Source organism: Chryseobacterium sp. FH1 (assembly GCF_000735135.1).
Lineage (GTDB): Bacteria > Bacteroidota > Bacteroidia > Flavobacteriales > Weeksellaceae > Epilithonimonas.
The window spans coordinates 93364-110720 of the sequence record NZ_JPLZ01000005.1; the positions used below are offsets into that span (position 1 = coordinate 93364).

13 protein-coding genes and 1 riboswitch are annotated in these 17357 nt (G+C 38.8%); of the genes, 7 read left to right on the plus strand and 6 right to left on the minus strand.

The annotated features are described in order from the left end of the window. Positions 1-13 precede the first annotated feature (13 nt). The 7 genes from IO90_RS06210 (at position 14) to IO90_RS06240 (ending at position 10247) form a co-directional block, all read left to right on the plus strand. The gene (locus IO90_RS06210; protein ID WP_034965034.1) at positions 14-2230 is read left to right on the plus strand and encodes a xanthine dehydrogenase family protein molybdopterin-binding subunit; all 2217 of its coding nucleotides are present in this window, start codon (positions 14-16) and stop codon (positions 2228-2230) included. Between the two features lie 170 nt (positions 2231-2400). After that, positions 2401-2877: a transposase gene (locus tag IO90_RS06215; protein WP_228374650.1), complete on the plus strand. Its 477-nt coding sequence runs from the start codon at positions 2401-2403 to the stop codon at positions 2875-2877. Further along, positions 2861-3160: a hypothetical protein gene (locus IO90_RS06220; protein WP_034965035.1), complete on the plus strand. Its 300-nt coding sequence runs from the start codon at positions 2861-2863 to the stop codon at positions 3158-3160. The genes IO90_RS06215 and IO90_RS06220 overlap by 17 nt, the downstream gene beginning before the upstream one ends. Before the next feature lie 111 nt (positions 3161-3271). After that, positions 3272-3463, plus strand: a riboswitch (cobalamin riboswitch). A gap of 107 nt (positions 3464-3570) precedes the next feature. After that, positions 3571-5592 carry a TonB-dependent receptor gene (locus tag IO90_RS06225; protein ID WP_051878361.1) on the plus strand — a complete coding sequence of 674 codons (2022 nt, stop codon included), beginning with the start codon at positions 3571-3573 and terminating at the stop codon, positions 5590-5592. Then, positions 5589-6725 (plus strand): YncE family protein, encoded by a 1137-nt coding sequence (locus IO90_RS06230; RefSeq protein WP_034965037.1) that lies wholly within the window; start codon positions 5589-5591, stop codon positions 6723-6725. Before IO90_RS06225 ends, IO90_RS06230 begins: the two co-directional genes overlap by 4 nt. A gap of 11 nt (positions 6726-6736) precedes the next feature. Then, positions 6737-7939, plus strand: a complete 1203-nt coding sequence (locus tag IO90_RS06235; RefSeq protein ID WP_034965306.1) for a hypothetical protein — start codon at positions 6737-6739, stop codon at positions 7937-7939. A 28-nt stretch (positions 7940-7967) separates the two neighbouring features. Beyond that, the gene (locus IO90_RS06240) at positions 7968-10247 is read left to right on the plus strand and encodes a DUF5074 domain-containing protein (RefSeq protein ID WP_034965038.1); all 2280 of its coding nucleotides are present in this window, start codon (positions 7968-7970) and stop codon (positions 10245-10247) included. Positions 10248-10375: 128 nt separating this feature from the next. On the opposite strand, the gene IO90_RS06245 is transcribed toward IO90_RS06240, so the two are convergent. The 6 genes from IO90_RS06245 to IO90_RS06270 all read right to left on the minus strand — a co-directional run bounded on the left by IO90_RS06245 (position 10376) and on the right by IO90_RS06270 (position 17351). After that, positions 10376-11986 carry a UxaA family hydrolase gene (locus IO90_RS06245; protein ID WP_410492585.1) on the minus strand — a complete coding sequence of 537 codons (1611 nt, stop codon included), beginning with the start codon at positions 11984-11986 and terminating at the stop codon, positions 10376-10378. 206 nt (positions 11987-12192) lie between these two features. Beyond that, a complete protein-coding gene (locus tag IO90_RS06250; RefSeq protein ID WP_034965041.1) occupies positions 12193-13650 on the minus strand; it encodes a tagaturonate reductase in 1458 nt (485 codons plus the stop codon). A 5-nt stretch (positions 13651-13655) separates the two neighbouring features. Then, positions 13656-15185, minus strand: a complete 1530-nt coding sequence (locus IO90_RS06255) for an MFS transporter (protein WP_034965043.1) — start codon at positions 15183-15185, stop codon at positions 13656-13658. A gap of 30 nt (positions 15186-15215) precedes the next feature. Then, the gene (locus IO90_RS06260; protein ID WP_034965045.1) at positions 15216-15881 is read right to left on the minus strand and encodes a ketohydroxyglutarate aldolase; all 666 of its coding nucleotides are present in this window, start codon (positions 15879-15881) and stop codon (positions 15216-15218) included. A 5-nt stretch (positions 15882-15886) separates the two neighbouring features. Continuing rightward, entirely contained in the window at positions 15887-16336 is a 450-nt protein-coding gene (locus tag IO90_RS06265) for a YhcH/YjgK/YiaL family protein (protein ID WP_034965047.1), read from the minus strand. Positions 16337-16346: 10 nt separating this feature from the next. Further along, the gene (locus IO90_RS06270; protein WP_034965049.1) at positions 16347-17351 is read right to left on the minus strand and encodes a sugar kinase; all 1005 of its coding nucleotides are present in this window, start codon (positions 17349-17351) and stop codon (positions 16347-16349) included. Between the last annotated feature and the right edge of the window lie 6 nt (positions 17352-17357).

Genomic DNA, 17357 nt, shown 5'->3' on the forward strand with positions numbered 1-17357 from the left:
AAACAATTCTATCATGGGATTTTTTAATGATCAACAAAATTTTTCACCGTCTGCAGAGGGTCGAGTAGAAGCCATTGCTAAAGTCACTGGGAAAGGGAAATTCAGTGCGGAATATTCTGTTAAGAATGTTGCTTATGCCGTTTTGGTTGGAAGCACTGTTCCGTCTGGCACGATCCAAAGTATAAATCTTGAAGTGGCGAAGGAAGTTGCTGGTGTCATCGATATTATTACGCATCAACATAAACCAATCGTTCCGGGTTTCGCAGATGAGACCAAAATTAAGGAATCAAAATTCGGATTGCCTGTTTTTCATACAGATAAGATTTATTTTAAGGGACAACCAATTGCAATGGTCATCGCTGAAACTTTGGAAGAAGCAACTTACGCGGCATCATTGGTTGAGGTAAAATACAATAAGGATAATTTCAATGTAGATTTCGAGTCTTCCCATCCAAAATCAGAACTCAAAGTCGAAGGAAAAGAACGTGGAAATTTAAGTTCATGGACTTCTTCGCCTTATGTTGTCGAAGAAGAATATAACATCAAGGCAGAAGTGCATAATCCAATGGAAATGCACGCTACCATCGCAGAATGGGTAAGTGACGATCAGCTAAAACTACACGATAAGAACCAAGGTGTGAACAATGTACAACGCGTTTTTGCCGGCTTATTTTCGATTCCTGAAAAAAATATAGAAGTCATCAGTGAATTTGTGGGTGGCGGTTTTGGATCTGGATTGAGGGTTTGGCCTCACGCTTTGGCCGCTGTGATGGGAGCGAAAATGATAAAACGCCCGTTAAAACTAATGCTTACCAGACCTCAAATGTTTGCAGGAACTGGTTATCGGCCAGCATCTTGGCAAAAAATAAAGTTGGGTGCAGACGCTTCTGGGAAATTTTCTGGAATCTGGCATCAGGCGAAAAACGGAACATCGGTCTATGAAAACTTCTCTGAAGGAATTACCCGCGTCACCCGATTGATTTACAATTTCGAAAATCTAAAAGCTGAATCTTCAATAGTCCCACTAAATCTAAGCACACCAACTTGGATGCGTGGCCCTGGCGATTGTACCGGCGATTTTGCCATAGAATCTGCCATTGACGAATTATCTTATAAACTGAATCAAGATCCGGTAGCATTGCGATTGAAAAATATTGCTCTAGACAAAAATCCCGAAACTGGACTACCTTGGTCCACCAATTATTTGAATGAATGTATTGAAATGGGTGCCAAGATGATCAATTGGAATGAAAGAAAACCCTTGCCAAATCAGACTTCAGATGGTGATTGGAAGATTGGATACGGAATGGCAGTGGGAATGTGGAATGCTGGCCGAGGAAAGGCGAGTGCGGCGATCAGAATGCAGAAAAATGGCGTCATCACTGTGCAGACTGCAATGACAGATATTGGAACCGGAACCGGAACTGGCATGCAGAATATTGCCCACGACATCACGGGAATTCCTAAAAATAATATCAAAATTGAGTTGGGTAATTCTAATTTACCGCCTGCGCCAAGTCAAGGTGGAAGTAATGGAATGTCGTCTGTGAGTGGCGCTGTTGTGGAAGTGAGTAAAGCTTTAAAAATAAAATTAACGGAATTTGCTTCTCTGCAAAATGATAAATTTAAGAATGTAAAACCAGATGATATTTTGCTTTCGGACAAAGGAATTGCTTTGAAGAAGACCACTAAAGACTTTGTTTCTTATGACCAAATCTGGAAGAAAAACAATCTTGATGTTCTTGAAGTCGAAGGAAATTCTGGACCTGGCGAAGAACGCAAGAAATACTCCTTTTGTTCGTCTGCCGCACATTTTTGCAAGTTGAGAGTGAACACCAAAACGGGCAAAGTAAAAATTGAAAAAATGGTCTGCGTCGCCGATGGTGGAAAAATTGTCAACGACAAAGCTGCAGCCAATCAAATGTCAGGTGCCGCTGTCGGAGGAATCGGAATGGCTCTGATGGAAGAACAAATGGTAGATGCGAAACTTGGAGGTTTGATTGCCAACGATCTCGCAGGTTATCATTTCCCTGTCAATGCAGATGCACCAATGATTGAAGTCGCCTTCATCGGAAAGCCAGATCCGAATATCAATCCGACGGGTGCAAAAGGATTGGGCGAAGTGGGAATTATAGGAACTGCTCCTGCAATTGCCAATGCAATTTACAATGCGGTCGGAAAAAGATTGAGAGATCTGCCGATAACGCCGGACAAAATATTGCTCGCTTAGTTCACTTTTTTTATTATTGGATTAAATTCTTCTTTACAGATTTCAGTTTGTGATTTGCCGAAACCCTCACAAGTAGGGATTAGAACAAAGTAGGTATCTATTGGGTGTGTGATTTTATGGTCATTTCGGGAGAGTTTGTTTCTTTTGCTAATAATATCTAAGTAACGCAAATGGCTAATTCCGACTCCACAGACAAAATTTTGAATTTTAAAAATATTCACATTGGAGGTCTTATCAAACAAAGAGTGCTCGAATGTGAAATAGAAGATCAAAGGATTTGCAACTTTCTGAAATGCTCGGACACTGAACTTCTCCAAATGTATGAGCAAGAAAGTCTGGATTCTGAAATTCTACTCAGGTGGAGCAAAATTTTGTCCTATGATTTTTTCAGGATTTATTCCCAACATTTGATTTTCTATTCGCCGCCAACCAAAGTACTGCAAAATCAAAATGTTAAAAAAACGGCTTTGCCAACTTTTAGAAAAAACATCTATACGCAGGAAGTCATCGATTTTATTTTAGAACAGATCGAGTCCAAAGAAATGACCAAAAGCGAAGTGATAGAAAGATATAATATTCCCAAAACTACACTTTACAAATGGATGTATAAAAACAAAATAAACACAACAGATGAAACCAAATTATAAAAATATTTATACTGATATTATTCAAAATAAATATCCGAATAAGCAAAACGACTGTGCCCTAATTCTTAAAAAGTCTAATCTTTCTGAGCTGGATGTGATAGCACTGAACAAAATTATTTTTGGTAAAGCTGACAATCAGAAATACAAGTCTTACAACAAAACCACAATTCTGGAAATTTTGGATTACAAAAAGAAGAAGAAGCTGAACGATTCTCAATTGGCAAATCATTTCCAGCTAAGTAGAAATACCGTTGCCAAATGGAAAAAAATGTTTTTGATTTAATTGTAAATTATTTTTCAATCTCTTTTATGAAAACTTAAACTATTGATTGTTTTGACTTTGCGTTTGATTTTTTTAAAACAGGTCAAATCATATTTTATAAATCTATTTTATATATCTTTGCGCCAATCTGGTGAGCCGTAAAAAGCGCTTAATAGGGAATCCGGTGAAAATCCGGAGCAGACCCGCTACTGTAAGCTTCACACAAAGGTTTTTGAAAATTGTATCCACTGTTTGCTTGTGCGGATGGGAAGGATTTCAAAAACGAAGTAAGTCAGGAGACCTGCCAGAAGTTTAATATTTGACGCTTTCGTGGAATAAAGCTTAGTCAACAATGATTTTGTACAGCATACACTGTGCATTATCCTTGCTTTCTTACCTCCATTAGCGTCATCATTATTCGATATGAGCTAATGGTGACACGACTTACTTTCCGGTTTTTTAGAACCGCTGTTTCAATATTTGTAACAGCCTCATCCTTTTGTTTTTCCCAGTCAAAAAAGGATACGGTTGCCGAAACGGAAATTCTAAAAGTAGAAGTTTACAAAAAGAATTTTAAAAAAATCTTGCCAGCTCAAACGCTTTCCGGAGAACAACTGGAAAGACTGAATAGCCAATCTGTTGCAGATGCACTGAGATATTTCTCAGGTGTCCAAATCAAAGATTACGGTGGAATAGGTGGAATGAAAACCATCAATATTCGAAGTATGGGAAGCCAGCACGTTGGCGTTTTCTATGAGGGCATCCAACTCGGAAATGCTCAAAATGGATTAGTCGATTTAGGAAGGTTTTCTTTGGATGACATTGAGGAAATTTCACTTTACAACGGACAAAAATCCGAAATTTTCCAGCCTGCAAAGGATTTCGGATCTTCTGGTTCGATTTATCTTCAGCCCAAAACACCCAGTTTTAAACTTGATAAAAAAACAAATCTCGTTCTGAGAGTGAAGAACAGTTCTATTGATTTGTTCAATCCATCATTTCGATTGGAACAAAAGATTTCAGATAAAATTTCAGCAAGTTTCAGTTCAGAATTTTTACAGAGTGATGGGATTTATAAATTTCGATACCGCAAGAAATATCCTGATGGTGAAACGGCTTATGACACGATTGCCAAACGATTTGATTCTGACATCAAAGCCAGACGCTTCGAAACCAACCTTCACGGAACTCTCAATAATGGAAGCTGGAACATCCGAGGTTACGGTTATCTATCCAACCGTGGAATTCCGGGAGCGATTGTTAATAATAGATTTGGTGCCAGAGGACAACGGATGGTTGATGAAAATTATTTTGTTCAGGCTAATTTCAGAAAGATACTGTTTCCAAAATTGGAGACACAATTCAAAGCTAAATTTGCTTATGATTACACGCATTTTATTGATACAGTTTCATCTATAAAAATCAATAATCAATATATTCAGAGAGAGGTTTATTTGTCCTCATCTAATCTTTACTCAATTACACCGAAGTGGGATTTTAGCGCCAATTTTGATTTTCAATATAACAATATGGATGCTTTTGGGACGGGGATTTATAACTTTTCATTCCCGACTCGTTATACTTCACTAGCTGCTTTTGCAACCACTTATGAATTTGGTAAGTTTAAATTTTTAACAAGTCTATTGGGAACTTTTGTACACGAGGAAGTAGAAATGAATGCCAAATCTCCGGATAAGAACGAGTGGACACCAGCTACTTTTTTAAGTTATCAACTTTCTAATGACTTTATATTGAGAGCATTTTATAAAAGAATGTTCAGGATGCCGACTTTCAACGATTTATATTACACCAATATCGGAAATACATTTTTGAAGCCAGAATTCACCAATCAGTATAATGTTGGTTTCACTTATCAGAAATTTTATAAAAATCAAACCTTTCAGTCTTTTTATGCAAAGATTGATACTTACTTCAATGCAGTTCAGGACAAAATCATCGCCGCGCCCAACGGAAGTATGTTCCGCTGGACAATGTACAATCTGGGCGAAGTTGAGATTATCGGAACCGATGTAAATCTACAAGCTGAATTACAATTTGGAAATTTAAAAATAAAGCCTTTACTAAGCTATACTTATCAGAGTGCGCGAGATTTTTCTGATCGAAAAGACCCTTATTTTGGCGACCAGATTCCTTACACACCTTGGCATTCAGGAACATTTACGCTGATGTCAGATTGCAAAGATTGGTCGTTCAATTACAGTTTTATGTATGTTGGCGAGCGTTATGATGTGAGTCAGAACAATATTGCGTTCAACTACATCCAGCCTTGGTACACACACGATCTATCGATTCAGAAAAAAATCAATTGGAAAAACTATCAATTCAAAACAAGCTTGGAAGTGAACAACATTTTCAATCAATTCTATGAAGTGGTTTTAAGTTATCCAATGCCAGGACGAAATTTTAAACTTGTTGTAAGTTTCACATTATGAGAAAACTAAATCTAATTTTAATAGCTTTTGCATTGATTAATTTAATGTCTTGCAGAACGGACGATATCATCATTCGAGAAGAAGTCGAAGAAGGTCTTTCTCAACCGGAAAATACAGCTATCAAAGGATTTTATCTTTTGAATGAAGGCAATATGGGAACTAACAAGGCGACTTTGGATTTCTTCGATTATATGACTGGAACTTATCACAGGAATATCTACTCCGAAATTAATCCAAATGTTGTAAAAGAGCTTGGTGATGTTGGCAACGACATCAAAATTTATGGAAGTAAGATGTATGCAGTCATCAATGTGTCTAATAAAATCGAAGTTCTGGAAGCTAAAACGGCTAAAAGAATCAAAACTATTAATCTTGAAAACTGCCGTTATGTGACTTTCAAAGACGGGAAAGTGTATGCTTCAAGTTACGCAGGTCCGGTTGTTCTTGATCCCAATGCACCGCTTGGAAAAGTTGCTGAGATTGATACAGTCTCACTTGCCATAAAACGCGAGGTTGTCGTGGGTTATCAGCCGGAAGAAATGGCGATTGTCGGAAGCAATCTTTACGTTGCAAACTCAGGTGGCTACCGTTTTCCAAATTACGATAGAACCGTTTCAGTCGTTGATTTGAACACTTTTACCGAGACTAGGAAAATTGATGTAGCGATTAATCTTCATCACATTGCAAAGGACGATGACGGCGATTTGTATGTGAGTTCCAGAGGCGATTATTACAATGTTCCGTCCAGCTTATTCTTGGTTGACTCCAAAACGGGAATAATGAAAAAAGATTTCAAAATCGCCGTAAGTGAAATGACAATCGTAAATGGTAAACTCTATTATTATGGGAACGAATTCAATTACAACACGCATGCTTACACAAAATCTTTCGGAATTATAGATGTAAAAACGGAACAGATCATCTCAAGCAAAATCATCGACCAAGAATATGTGGACGCAATCAAAACGCCGTATGGAATTGCTGTCAACCCAATCACAGAAGACATTTACATCACCGATGCAAGAAATTACGTTTCCACAGGATTTGTCTATTGTTTCGATCAAAACGGAAAGTTCAAATGGAAAACCGAAGGCGGAAATATCCCTGCACACTTTGTTTTTCTTTATAAATAAAATCAATGAAAATGAAAAATAAATTCCTAAAACTCTCTTTGCTTTCAGTTTTTACAATTGGAATCATTGCTTGCAAAAGTGATCGCGATGAAAACGATGAAATAACTTCTCCTGCAGAAGTTCTCAAAGAGTTCTACACCATAGACCGCTTCAAAGTTTTAAACATTAATCCTAATATCTCAGGAGCTTCAAAACTCACTTGGAGTGTCAATGACTCATTGCTTTCAGAAAATTCGGCTTTGGATTTTATAAGTCCGTTTGCAAAAACTTATCCTCTGACTTTGAAAGTTGAAAGTAATGGAACAACTATGACCTACAATTCAAAAATCATCGTCAGCAAGGAAACCTCGATTTACAGCAAGTATATTTCCAACGTCTTCGATTTCCGTCCAGCAGTTGGTCAATTTATTAATGAAATCCCGGAATATGTTTTGGGAAACAAAGTAGAAGATATGATTCAGAAAGCGAAACAATCTTTAGTCGGCTCCAATCCTTCGATGATTACTTTGGGAGGATTTGGCGGTTATGTTATTTTCGGTTTCGATCATACGATTCCAAATATGAATGGCAGAGATTTTAAAATTTTAGGAAATGCCTTTTGGGGTGATTTGTCTCAGGACGAGCGTGCAGGATCTTGTGAGCCGGGAATTATTCTTGTGGCTTATGACAAAAATAAAAACGGGAAACCCGATGAAGATGAATGGTACGAGATTGCAGGAAGCGAATATTTCAAAAATACCACGATTAAGAATTATAGCATCAATTACTTCAAACCCGACGAAAATAAATTGCCGGTTCCCGGAAACGAATATTGGGAAAACGATGTGGAATATATCAAATGGACTGACAATTTGGGAAATTCGGGTTACAAAACCCGAAACGTTTTCCATATCCAAAGCTATTATCCATTATGGATTACGGATGCTTCTTATCAATTTGCCGGGACAAAACTCGCTAACAATTACTATGACCAAAGCGGAACCGGAACTTATTGGGTTGGAAAATCTTATGCCTTTGGATATGCAGACAACGCTCCGAATACCGACGAAGCTTCCAATATCGATATTTCCTGGGCAGTTGATAAAAACGGCAATTACGTCAAACTTCCCGGAATCGATTTCGTGAAAGTTTACACTGGAATCAATCAGGAAGCGGGATGGCTGGGAGAGGTTTCTACGGAAGTAGCCGGCGCTTACGACTTACATTTAAAATAATCAATAAAAATTCTTTAAAACAATTAAAATGAAAAAGTTTTATCTTTTGACATTGCTGTTGTTCTTTGCATTTTTTACCAATGCACAGGTCACAGTTCAAGGAGTTCAGAGAAATGATCTCAAAGCGAACTCAATTAAAAAATCGCAATCCAAAAAATCGGATTTCAGCCTGGATGACATCGTCTATTGGGTTGGAACAGGAACCAATGAGGCGGCTTTCGTAGTTCAATGGAACGATGCCAAAAATCCAGATGCTTTAGTTTGGGGTTTCAGATGGAATGGCACCGCAACGGGTGAAGATATGCTGAAAGCCATTGCGAAAACTGATAAGAGGTTTTTCTCACTTTTGTATCAGGGAACGCAATTTGGAACGGCGATAGGTGGTTTGGGTTTTGATCGTGACGGACAAGGCTCTGTTGGACTATACAATAATGGAAACGTCACTTATCCACTTTATCCAGTCGCTGGCATTATCAATACTACCGCTTATGATTTTGACAATTATACAGCGATTGATGCCAATGACCATTGGCAGGCAGGCTGGACGAGCAAAGGTTATTGGTCTTACTGGGTGAAAGACCCGACTGATATAGACTTTGACTATTCTGGTTTAGGTGCTAGCAGCAGACAGTTGATAAATGGTTCTTGGGATGTTTGGAATTATAATCCGGAATTTAACTCGCCAGATATTTCTTCGACTTTGACGCCTGTTTCAACTTACTCAGCCCAGGCAGATTTTACCAAAGGTTATTTTATGGTGAATGAGGAATGGTTCGGTCATACCAACGGTTCAGTGAATTTTGTAGGGGAAAACGACCAAATCTATTACAGAGTTTACAGCGAGAATAATAACAATCAAGCTTTCGGAGCTACAACCCAGTTTGGAACGATTTACGGAGACAAATTCTACTTTATCTCAAAACAAGCAGCTGATGGTGGTGATACACAATACACACCTGGCGGAAGATTGGTGATTGCAAATGCTACGACGATGGAGAAGATCAAAGGTTTTGATAACATCGGTGGAGGAGACGGTAGATCTTTCGTAGGTGTAAATGATAAACTTGGTTACATCGGAGCTTCCAATGGTATCTTTACTTTTGATATAGAAAATCTTCAAGTCGGAAGTGTGATCACAGGAACTGGTGGCGGAAGTCAATACGCAGGACAGATCGGCAATATGATAAGAACTTCGCAATATGTTTTTGCGGTGAAGCAAAATGCAGGCGTATTGATTATCGATCCTAAGACCAATGCTTTAGTCAAGACAATTTCTGGTGCCTTCCATTCAATTGTTCAAGCAAAAGACGGAAGTGTTTGGGCGATTCAAAATCAAAAATTGGTCAACATCAATCCAACCACTTTTACAACGACAGAGTATGCGCTTTCAACTGCAAGTCAGTATCTTGGTTCTTGGGGCGCTTGGAATGCAGGAAGCTTCACTTACAGTAATCAGCAGAATGCATTGTATTGGATGAACTCTGTGAATGCATTCACTTCAGGTGCAAAGGTGATCAAGTTTGATGTGACAACAAAAACGCTTGTTGATAATTTCATCACCATTCCAGGACAAGACGGTACTTACAAACAAATCCCGTACGGTGCAGCTTTGAGAGTTGATCCGGTTTCTGACAGATTGATTTTGAACACTACAGAAAGCGGTTATGGCGCACATTACCAAAAAAACTGGATTCACACCTATGATAACACTGGAGCTTTGCTAAGCACAAAAACCTTGAATGATTATTATTGGTTTCCAGCAGTAACGGTTTTCCCAGACAATAATTTGCCGGTTGTGGCTTCTGCTTTTCCAACAGAAACGACTTTGAGTGGTGTGATGAAAATCGATTTGAAAACTGTGGTTTCCGATGAAGATAATTTGTCTTCAGCGATTGTAAAATCAATCAAATCGAATAGTAATCCTATAGCAGTTTTGGCTGAGGTGAATGCGGATGATGAATTGGTTCTGACACCTCAAAATGCCGGAACAGCAAATCTGCTTATTAGTTTTAATTCCAATGGAAAGGTGGTGGAAAAGACGTTGACCGTTATCTCGTCATCTCTGGCTGCTACGGCTGATGTTAAAAAAATAGATTTAAGTATCTATCCGAATCCAACGACAGAAATTTTGAATATTAAAACGCTAGACAAAGTTCTTGAAGTTTCCATATTTGATGCGACCGGAAAACAGATCAATGCTAAAATTGTAAATGGACAACTCAATGTTAATTCTCTCACGAAAGGAAATTATATCCTGAGGATTGTAACTAACAAAGCCGTTTACCAAGAGAAATTTATCAAGAAATAATCTTTTTCAAATCTTAAAATTAAAGCCTTCAAATTAGATTTTGGAGGCTTTTTATTTGTTTGGTTGTAATAAAAAAGAGCACTCTCCGAAAAGAATGCTCTTAATAAAAACCTTAAAATTCAAAAAAATTATAATGACACCCCTCGTTTCCAAGGGATAAATACATCCTGTTTCAGTTGGTCTGCTTTTGTTTCAACGTTGCCACTTGCCAATTCGATAATATAATCTACGATCTCCTCACCAACTTCCTGAATGCTTTTTTCGCCTGTGATCACAGTTCCTGCATTCACGTCGATGATGTCCGACATTCTGTTAATCAATGCTGTGTTAGAAGATATTTTGACAACCGGAGCAATCGGATTTCCCATCGGATTTCCTAAACCTGTGGTGAACAAAACAACTGTTGCGCCTGCGCCAACCAAACCTGTGGTACATTCTGCATCGTTTCCTGGCGTGTTCAAAAGATTCAGACCTGGTTTCGAAATATATTCCCCATAGTCCAAAACATCGACGATCGGTGCAGTTCCCCCTTTTTTGGAAGCGCCTGCAGATTTCATCGCGTCAGTGATCAATCCGTCTTTGATATTTCCTGGCGATGGATTCATATCAAATCCTGAACCTGCATCTACAACGGATTTTTCGAAAGCCTTCATTAATGTTAAGAACTTGTCTGCTTTTTCCTCATCAACGCATCTGTTCATCAACTCCTGTTCTACACCGCACAATTCCGGAAATTCTGCCAAGATTGTTTTTCCGCCCAACGCGGCAAAAATATCGGACACAACGCCCAAAGCAGGATTGGCAGATATTCCTGAGAATCCATCGGATCCACCACATTCCAAACCAATACTTATTTTAGAAACTGGTGCCGGTTGACGTTCGATTTTATTGGCTCTTTTGATAGCTTCGAAAGAATCTTTGATCACCATTTGGAACATCTTATCTGTAGTTCCGATTTTCTGTTGTTCGAAGACCAAGATTTCCTTGTCGCTGTTCGGACTCATTTCCTTCAAAGCATTTTGAAAAATATCAACCTGAAGATTCTGACAGCCTAAACTCAAAACTGTTGCACCAGCTACATTCGGGTTGTTCACATAACCTGCAAGCAACTTTGCCAACAGTTCCGAATCTTGTCTGATACCACCACAGCCACCTTGGTGATTGATGAATTTTACCTCGATATTTTCCAGAAGATTCTCATTTCTTGAGTTGTCTTCTATCTCTGCAATGTTTTTTTCCTCAATCAAAGAGCGTAGGAAGTTCTTGTAGGAAACCTCTTTCTTCGGCAACAGTTCGTTTTCGAAGATGTCTTTCAGTTTCTCGATATTCTTATTTTCACAGAACACCAAAGGGAAGAACAACCAGACATTTTTGGTTCCAACTTGTCCGTCAGAACGGTGATAACCATTAAACGTTTTGTCTTTCCACTTGTCAACATTTGGAGGTGTCCAGCCAAGATCTCCTGTTTTTTTGAAAACTGGTTCGCTCTCGTGCTTCACATTTTCTGTGGTAATGACTTCGCCCTTTTTGATAGACTGATTGGCTTTCCCAACTATAACACCATACATGATGATGTGGTCTCCGCTTTCGAAATCTTCTCCGGCGAATTTATGTTTTGCTTTAGTATCCTTCAGAACCTGATACGGCGTACCGTCTAACTCGACGAATTCACCTTCGTACAAGTCCATCAGCGCTACAACAACGTTGTCTTTTGGATTTACTTTTAATACTTTTTTCATAATTTTTAAGTATTTTAAAAATTAATTGTTTGTCATTTAATAATTATTTGGGCAGCTTTTCCGTCTTCCGCTTCCAATTGCCACTCTGAGGTTCTCAAAGAGTCCGCTCAAGTCGGGCTGCGGATTTGTAAAATTCTTTCACACAGTCAGAGTGATAGAAATTTATCAGCTTTTGTCAGGCTGAGGCTCTCGAAGCCAAATAAATACTACTGAATGAAATTTTTATAACCTTCCTCAATCCCTTTGGAATCGATTGCACCCAACGCTTTGGTCACAGATTCCAATAGTCCCGGAACTTCCGTAAGATCCTGATCCCAGAAACTGATTTCAGACAAAGTTGCTTTTGCTACTTCTCCAAGATCGTTAGTCGCCCAGATCTCGTTGAATCTTTTTACAACCGGCGCATCATCCATCACTGGAAGTTGTTTTCCGTTGAATTCACCTTGGTAGAATCTGATCAATGCTGCAAGGGCAAATGTCAAGTTTACAGGCAATTCTTTTTTATCTTCAACATATTGCAACAAACTTGGCAATACTCTCACTTTGAATTTCGCAATTGAGTTCAATGCAATACTGGAAAGCTGATGTTTCAAAAATGGATTTCTGAATCTGTCAAAAACTTCCTCAGCGAAAGCCGTCAATTCTTCTTTTGATAAATCTAAAGTTGGAATGATTTCGTTATAAACCGTATCGCTGATCCATTTTCCAGCGAAATCTGCGTCGATGGCTTCTTTCACAGTTTCTTTTCCATCTAGTATAGAGAATGCCAACATTGCGGTGTGAGCACCATTTAGGATTCTTACTTTTCTGGTTCTGTACGGCGTGATATCATCCACGATCAAAACCTGGTCGTCGATTTTATCAAATGGAATCAAGGCTCTTAACTTGTCATCACCTTCGATCACCCAAAGTAGGAACGCTTCGCAAACCACCATCAGACTATCATCATAATCAAATTTAGCTTCGTATTCGTCTTTTTCTTCTCTTGGATATCCAGGTACGATTCTGTCCACCAAAGTGTTGTGAAAAGAGTTGCTGTTTTCTACCCAAGCAGAGAAACCTTCTTCAAGATTCCAAAGTTGAGCGTATTGAAGGATATATTTTTTTAATGTCAATCCATTATTCTCGATCAATTCACAAGGAATGATGTGAAGACCTTTGTCATCTGCACCATTGAAATGCTTGAATCTTTCGTAAAGGAAAGCAGTCACTTTTGCAGGGAAATTCTTGTGAGGTCCAGCTTCCAAAGAAGTTTCGGACTCGTCAAAAGCAATTCCTGCCTCAGTTGTATTGGATAAGATGAATTGTAAATCTTCCCCTTTCGCTAGATCTAGATATTCTTGATAATGCTCGTAAGGACTCAAAGATCTTTGAATTGCGGAGATCACGCTTTGGTCGTCCACAATTTGACCTTTCTTCACACCTCTTACAAAAAGTGTATAAAGGTTATTTTGCTCTTCCAGCATATCCACAAGTCCACCTTGCGTTGGTTGAACAACGGCAACACCAGCATTGAAGCCAGCTTCTTTGTTCATCTTGTCAATCAAATAATCAACAAAGGCACGCAAGAAGTTTCCTTCTCCAAATTGTAAAAATTTTATCGGTAGTTTCTCCGTCAAAGCTGTGTTTTCACGGCTAAGTTTTTGTTTTGTCTGATATTCCATTTTCTTTATTCTTTAATAATTTTATAAGTAGGAACCAATGATTTCATTACAAACCACGCAATCAAATAAGCCACTGCACAGAATGAGAAAATAATCATATATCCTTTGTCGATACCGTCTGAAACCACGGCACCAGATTTTTGTAATTGTTCAAAAAAACCTTCCGGCAAACGTTGTTCTGCGTATTGAGGAAATTTTTCCAAAAGTGGAACCCCATCTACAGTTGTCCAAGCTTTGTGCGAATAGTCGAACAATAGACCAGAACTTTTATTGATAATTGTAGAACCGATTCCGCCTGCCAATCCACCAATTCCTGTAATGGTTGCAATTGCTTTTTTAGGGAACATATCACCAACAGTGGAGAAGATATTCGCGGACCAAGCCTGATGTGCCGCACCTGCAATACCAATGATCAGTACTGGGAACCAGTAAGAGACTTTACCTGTAGATTGTGCCAATAATGCCAACAATGGGAAGAATGCGAAGATCAACATCGCTTTCATACGACCAGAATAAGGGTTCATTCCTTTCTTTTCTACAAAGTAAGTCGGAAGCCAACCACCAACGATGGATACCAAAGTAATCATATATAGTACGAACAGTGGAAATGCACTCTGCGTACTGTCCATTCCGTAAACTGAACTTAGATAAGCTGGTGTCCAGAAAAGGTAGAACCACCAAACGCCATCTGTCATAAATTTACCGAAGGCAAAAGCCCAAGTTTGTCTGTATTTGAAACATTGCGCCAACGTAAAAGTTGTTTTCGGCTCAGACAGATCTTCTACTATTGTCTTATCGATATCTTGATTGATGTAGTTGAGTTCGTGCTCATTTACTTTTGGATGCTCGTGTGGTTTTTTGTAGTAGAAGATCCAAATTCCCATCCACAAAAATCCTAAGGCACCAATGATGATAAACGCCATCTCCCAACCTAAAGCCTGCGCAATAAAAGGAATAGAAATCGGCGCCGCAAGCGCTCCAACTGTTGCACCAGCGTTGAAAATACTGGTTGCCAAGGCTCTGTCTTTTTTAGGGAAATATTCTGCCGTAGTCTTGATGGCAGCAGGAAAGTTTCCAGCTTCACCAATTGCCAAGATCAATCTTGCAAAAATGAACAAGGCAACACTCACATTGATGACTCGGGAGACATCTTTGACTGTAGCAATGTTGTGTTTTGCACCTTCGAAACTTACAAACCAATCGCCTAATATGATTCCAGATGTCGCAATACCACAAAACGCGTGTAAAACCGCACCCACAGACCAAACTCCGATTGCCCAAAGAAAACCTTTTTTGGTGTCCATCCAATCCACAAATTTTCCTGCGAAGATCATGCTTGCAGCATAGAAAATCGAGAACAATGCGGTGATGTTACCATAATCATTATTGTCCCAGTGGAATTCTGGTGCAATAAAATCTTTCCAAGTCAAAGATAGAACTTGCCTGTCCAGATAGTTTACCGTGGTTGCCAAGAAAAGCAAACCAACGATGGTCCATCTGAAAGTGGTCGGTTTTGTGGTTGTAGATTGATTCATATTTGAATGATTTGGTTGTGTTTTTTATTTTTAAGAGGCTTTTATCGATTTGATGATCTCTAAAACTTTTTTGGTTTCGTTTTCTATGGTTGCGTAATCTTTTGAAGCCATCAATTCTTTGCTAACCAATTTGCTTCCCATTCCAACAGCAGAAACACCAGCTTTGAACCAGCTTTCGATGCTTTCTTTGGTGGTGTCAACACCGCCGGTTGGCATAAAAACTAAATTAGGAAACACATCTTTTATCGCACTCATAAAACCTGGACCTAAAGCATTTCCTGGGAATAGTTTCACGAAAGTCACGCCTGCATTTTCTGCTGCGATGATGTCCGTTGGCGTCATACAACCTGGGCTATAAAGCAAATGTTTGGAGATCAAAAATTCTGCAACTTCTGATACAAATCCTGGACTGATAAAGAAATCTGCGCCAGCTTTTACATAAGAATCTGCCTGCACCAAATTCTTGATTGTTCCGATTCCTAAAAGCATTTCTGGCATTTCGGCATTTCTCAATTCTACCATTTTGGTGAAATTCGAAAGTGCGTTTTCGCCTCTGCTTGTATATTCTACAGCACGGATTCCAGCTTTGTAAAGTGCTTTCAGTATGTCGAGAGTTACCGTTTCGTCTGCGTTGTAATACAAAGGCAAAATACCTTGGTTGATGATCGCATTGGTAACTAATTGAATCTTTGTCATTTTTCTTAAATTTTTACTTTAAAAACTATTTTTCTAATGAAGCCGTTTCCAATCATCGGTGCGTGGACATCATTTGGATAAAAAATAGCAAACTGATTATCGTTTAATTGGAAAAACATATCCGGATCATCATTGTAAAAAAGAACATCTTTTTCTGCATTGTATTCTCCGATCGGGTTTGTGCATTTTTGCCTTGGTTTCCAACCAATATTTTCTATTCCCTTCAGACAAATTTGAATATCGATATTTTGATTATGACATTCGAATTTGGAAAGACTTTCTTCTTTTGTTTTGGCCATTTCATCAAAAACAATCATTTTAAGATCTTCCTGAATCTCTGTAACCCCAACTTCTAAAGAATCTAAATTCTTGTTTTTTAAATAGTCGAAAGCTTTTTCAAATAATGGATTTAGCAAAAAATATTGAGAAGCGTTTTCTAATGTATCTATGATCATTTTTTCTAAATTATCTCTTGATTCTTCCGCCCTTGTCGCCGTTCATCACATCCAAAATGTCAGAAGCGCTACAATGGTTGATGTCGCCAGGAACCGTGTGTTTAATCGCACAAGCTGCGTTACCAAATTTAAGTGCAGTTTCATCATCAAAGTTTAATAGACCATAGATCAAACCTGCAGCGAACGCATCGCCAGTTCCGATTCTATCTACAACTTGAAGGATTTCGATTGGTTCAGATTCGAAGTACGTTTCGTTTGCCCAAGCTCTTCCTTGAGTTTCCTGAGTACTTGCGCTGGCACCGACTCTCACTTTGTCAAATATCTTTTTGATAGAAGGCATTTGCTTCTGAAACTCTTTACAAGCCTCGATGAAACTATCTTTGTCAGAAGAGAATTTTGTTCCGATGATCTCGTTGATCTCATTCACGCCACCGATAAAAATAGTGGAGTAGGACACCAATTCTTTCAAAACTTCGAAGCCTTCTTTTCCATATTTCCAAAGGTTGGATCGGTAAGCTGGGTCAGCTGTTATTTCAATACCTTTTTCGTTGGCAGTTTTCAAACCTTGTTTCAAAGCAATGTAAGCACTCTCCGAAATTCCTGGAGAGATTCCTGTCCAATGGAAATAGTCTGCACCTTCCAAAGCTTTTTCCCAGTCGATCTGGTTTGGATTGATATTTGCAAATGAACCATTCAAACGGTTGTAAGCAATTCTGGAAGCACGAACAGATGAACCAACTTCAAGAAAATACAATCCCAAAGGATGCTCGTTTTTTGCAATGTGAGTGGTATCTATTCCATAACTTTTGATGGATGAAATCGCAGATTCTCCAACGAAATCATCAGAAACAACGCTCACGTGTTTTACGTCACAACCCATTGTCGCCAGTGACGCCGCAACGTTCAGTTCTGTGCCTCCGAAAAAGAATTCCATCTCGTTGCTTTGCTTCATCATCCTGTTGTTGGCAGGTGACAATCGCATGATCACTTCTCCAAAGCTTACTACTTTGCCCATTAATTT

Excerpts from the sequence above, each read along its gene's own strand:
- IO90_RS06210 (WP_034965034.1), top strand. The coding sequence starts at position 14 with ATGGGATTTTTTAATGATCAACAAAATTTTTCACCGTCTGCAGAGGGT.
- IO90_RS06215 (WP_228374650.1), top strand. The coding sequence starts at position 2,401 with ATGGCTAATTCCGACTCCACAGACAAAATTTTGAATTTTAAAAATATT.
- IO90_RS06220 (WP_034965035.1), top strand. The coding sequence starts at position 2,861 with ATGAAACCAAATTATAAAAATATTTATACTGATATTATTCAAAATAAA.
- IO90_RS06225 (WP_051878361.1), top strand. The coding sequence starts at position 3,571 with ATGGTGACACGACTTACTTTCCGGTTTTTTAGAACCGCTGTTTCAATA.
- IO90_RS06230 (WP_034965037.1), top strand. The coding sequence starts at position 5,589 with ATGAGAAAACTAAATCTAATTTTAATAGCTTTTGCATTGATTAATTTA.
- IO90_RS06235 (WP_034965306.1), top strand. The coding sequence starts at position 6,737 with ATGAAAAATAAATTCCTAAAACTCTCTTTGCTTTCAGTTTTTACAATT.
- IO90_RS06240 (WP_034965038.1), top strand. The coding sequence starts at position 7,968 with ATGAAAAAGTTTTATCTTTTGACATTGCTGTTGTTCTTTGCATTTTTT.
- IO90_RS06245 (WP_410492585.1), bottom strand. The coding sequence starts at position 11,986 with ATGAAAAAAGTATTAAAAGTAAATCCAAAAGACAACGTTGTTGTAGCG.
- IO90_RS06250 (WP_034965041.1), bottom strand. The coding sequence starts at position 13,650 with ATGGAATATCAGACAAAACAAAAACTTAGCCGTGAAAACACAGCTTTG.
- IO90_RS06255 (WP_034965043.1), bottom strand. The coding sequence starts at position 15,185 with ATGAATCAATCTACAACCACAAAACCGACCACTTTCAGATGGACCATC.
- IO90_RS06260 (WP_034965045.1), bottom strand. The coding sequence starts at position 15,881 with ATGACAAAGATTCAATTAGTTACCAATGCGATCATCAACCAAGGTATT.
- IO90_RS06265 (WP_034965047.1), bottom strand. The coding sequence starts at position 16,336 with ATGATCATAGATACATTAGAAAACGCTTCTCAATATTTTTTGCTAAAT.
- IO90_RS06270 (WP_034965049.1), bottom strand. The coding sequence starts at position 17,351 with ATGGGCAAAGTAGTAAGCTTTGGAGAAGTGATCATGCGATTGTCACCT.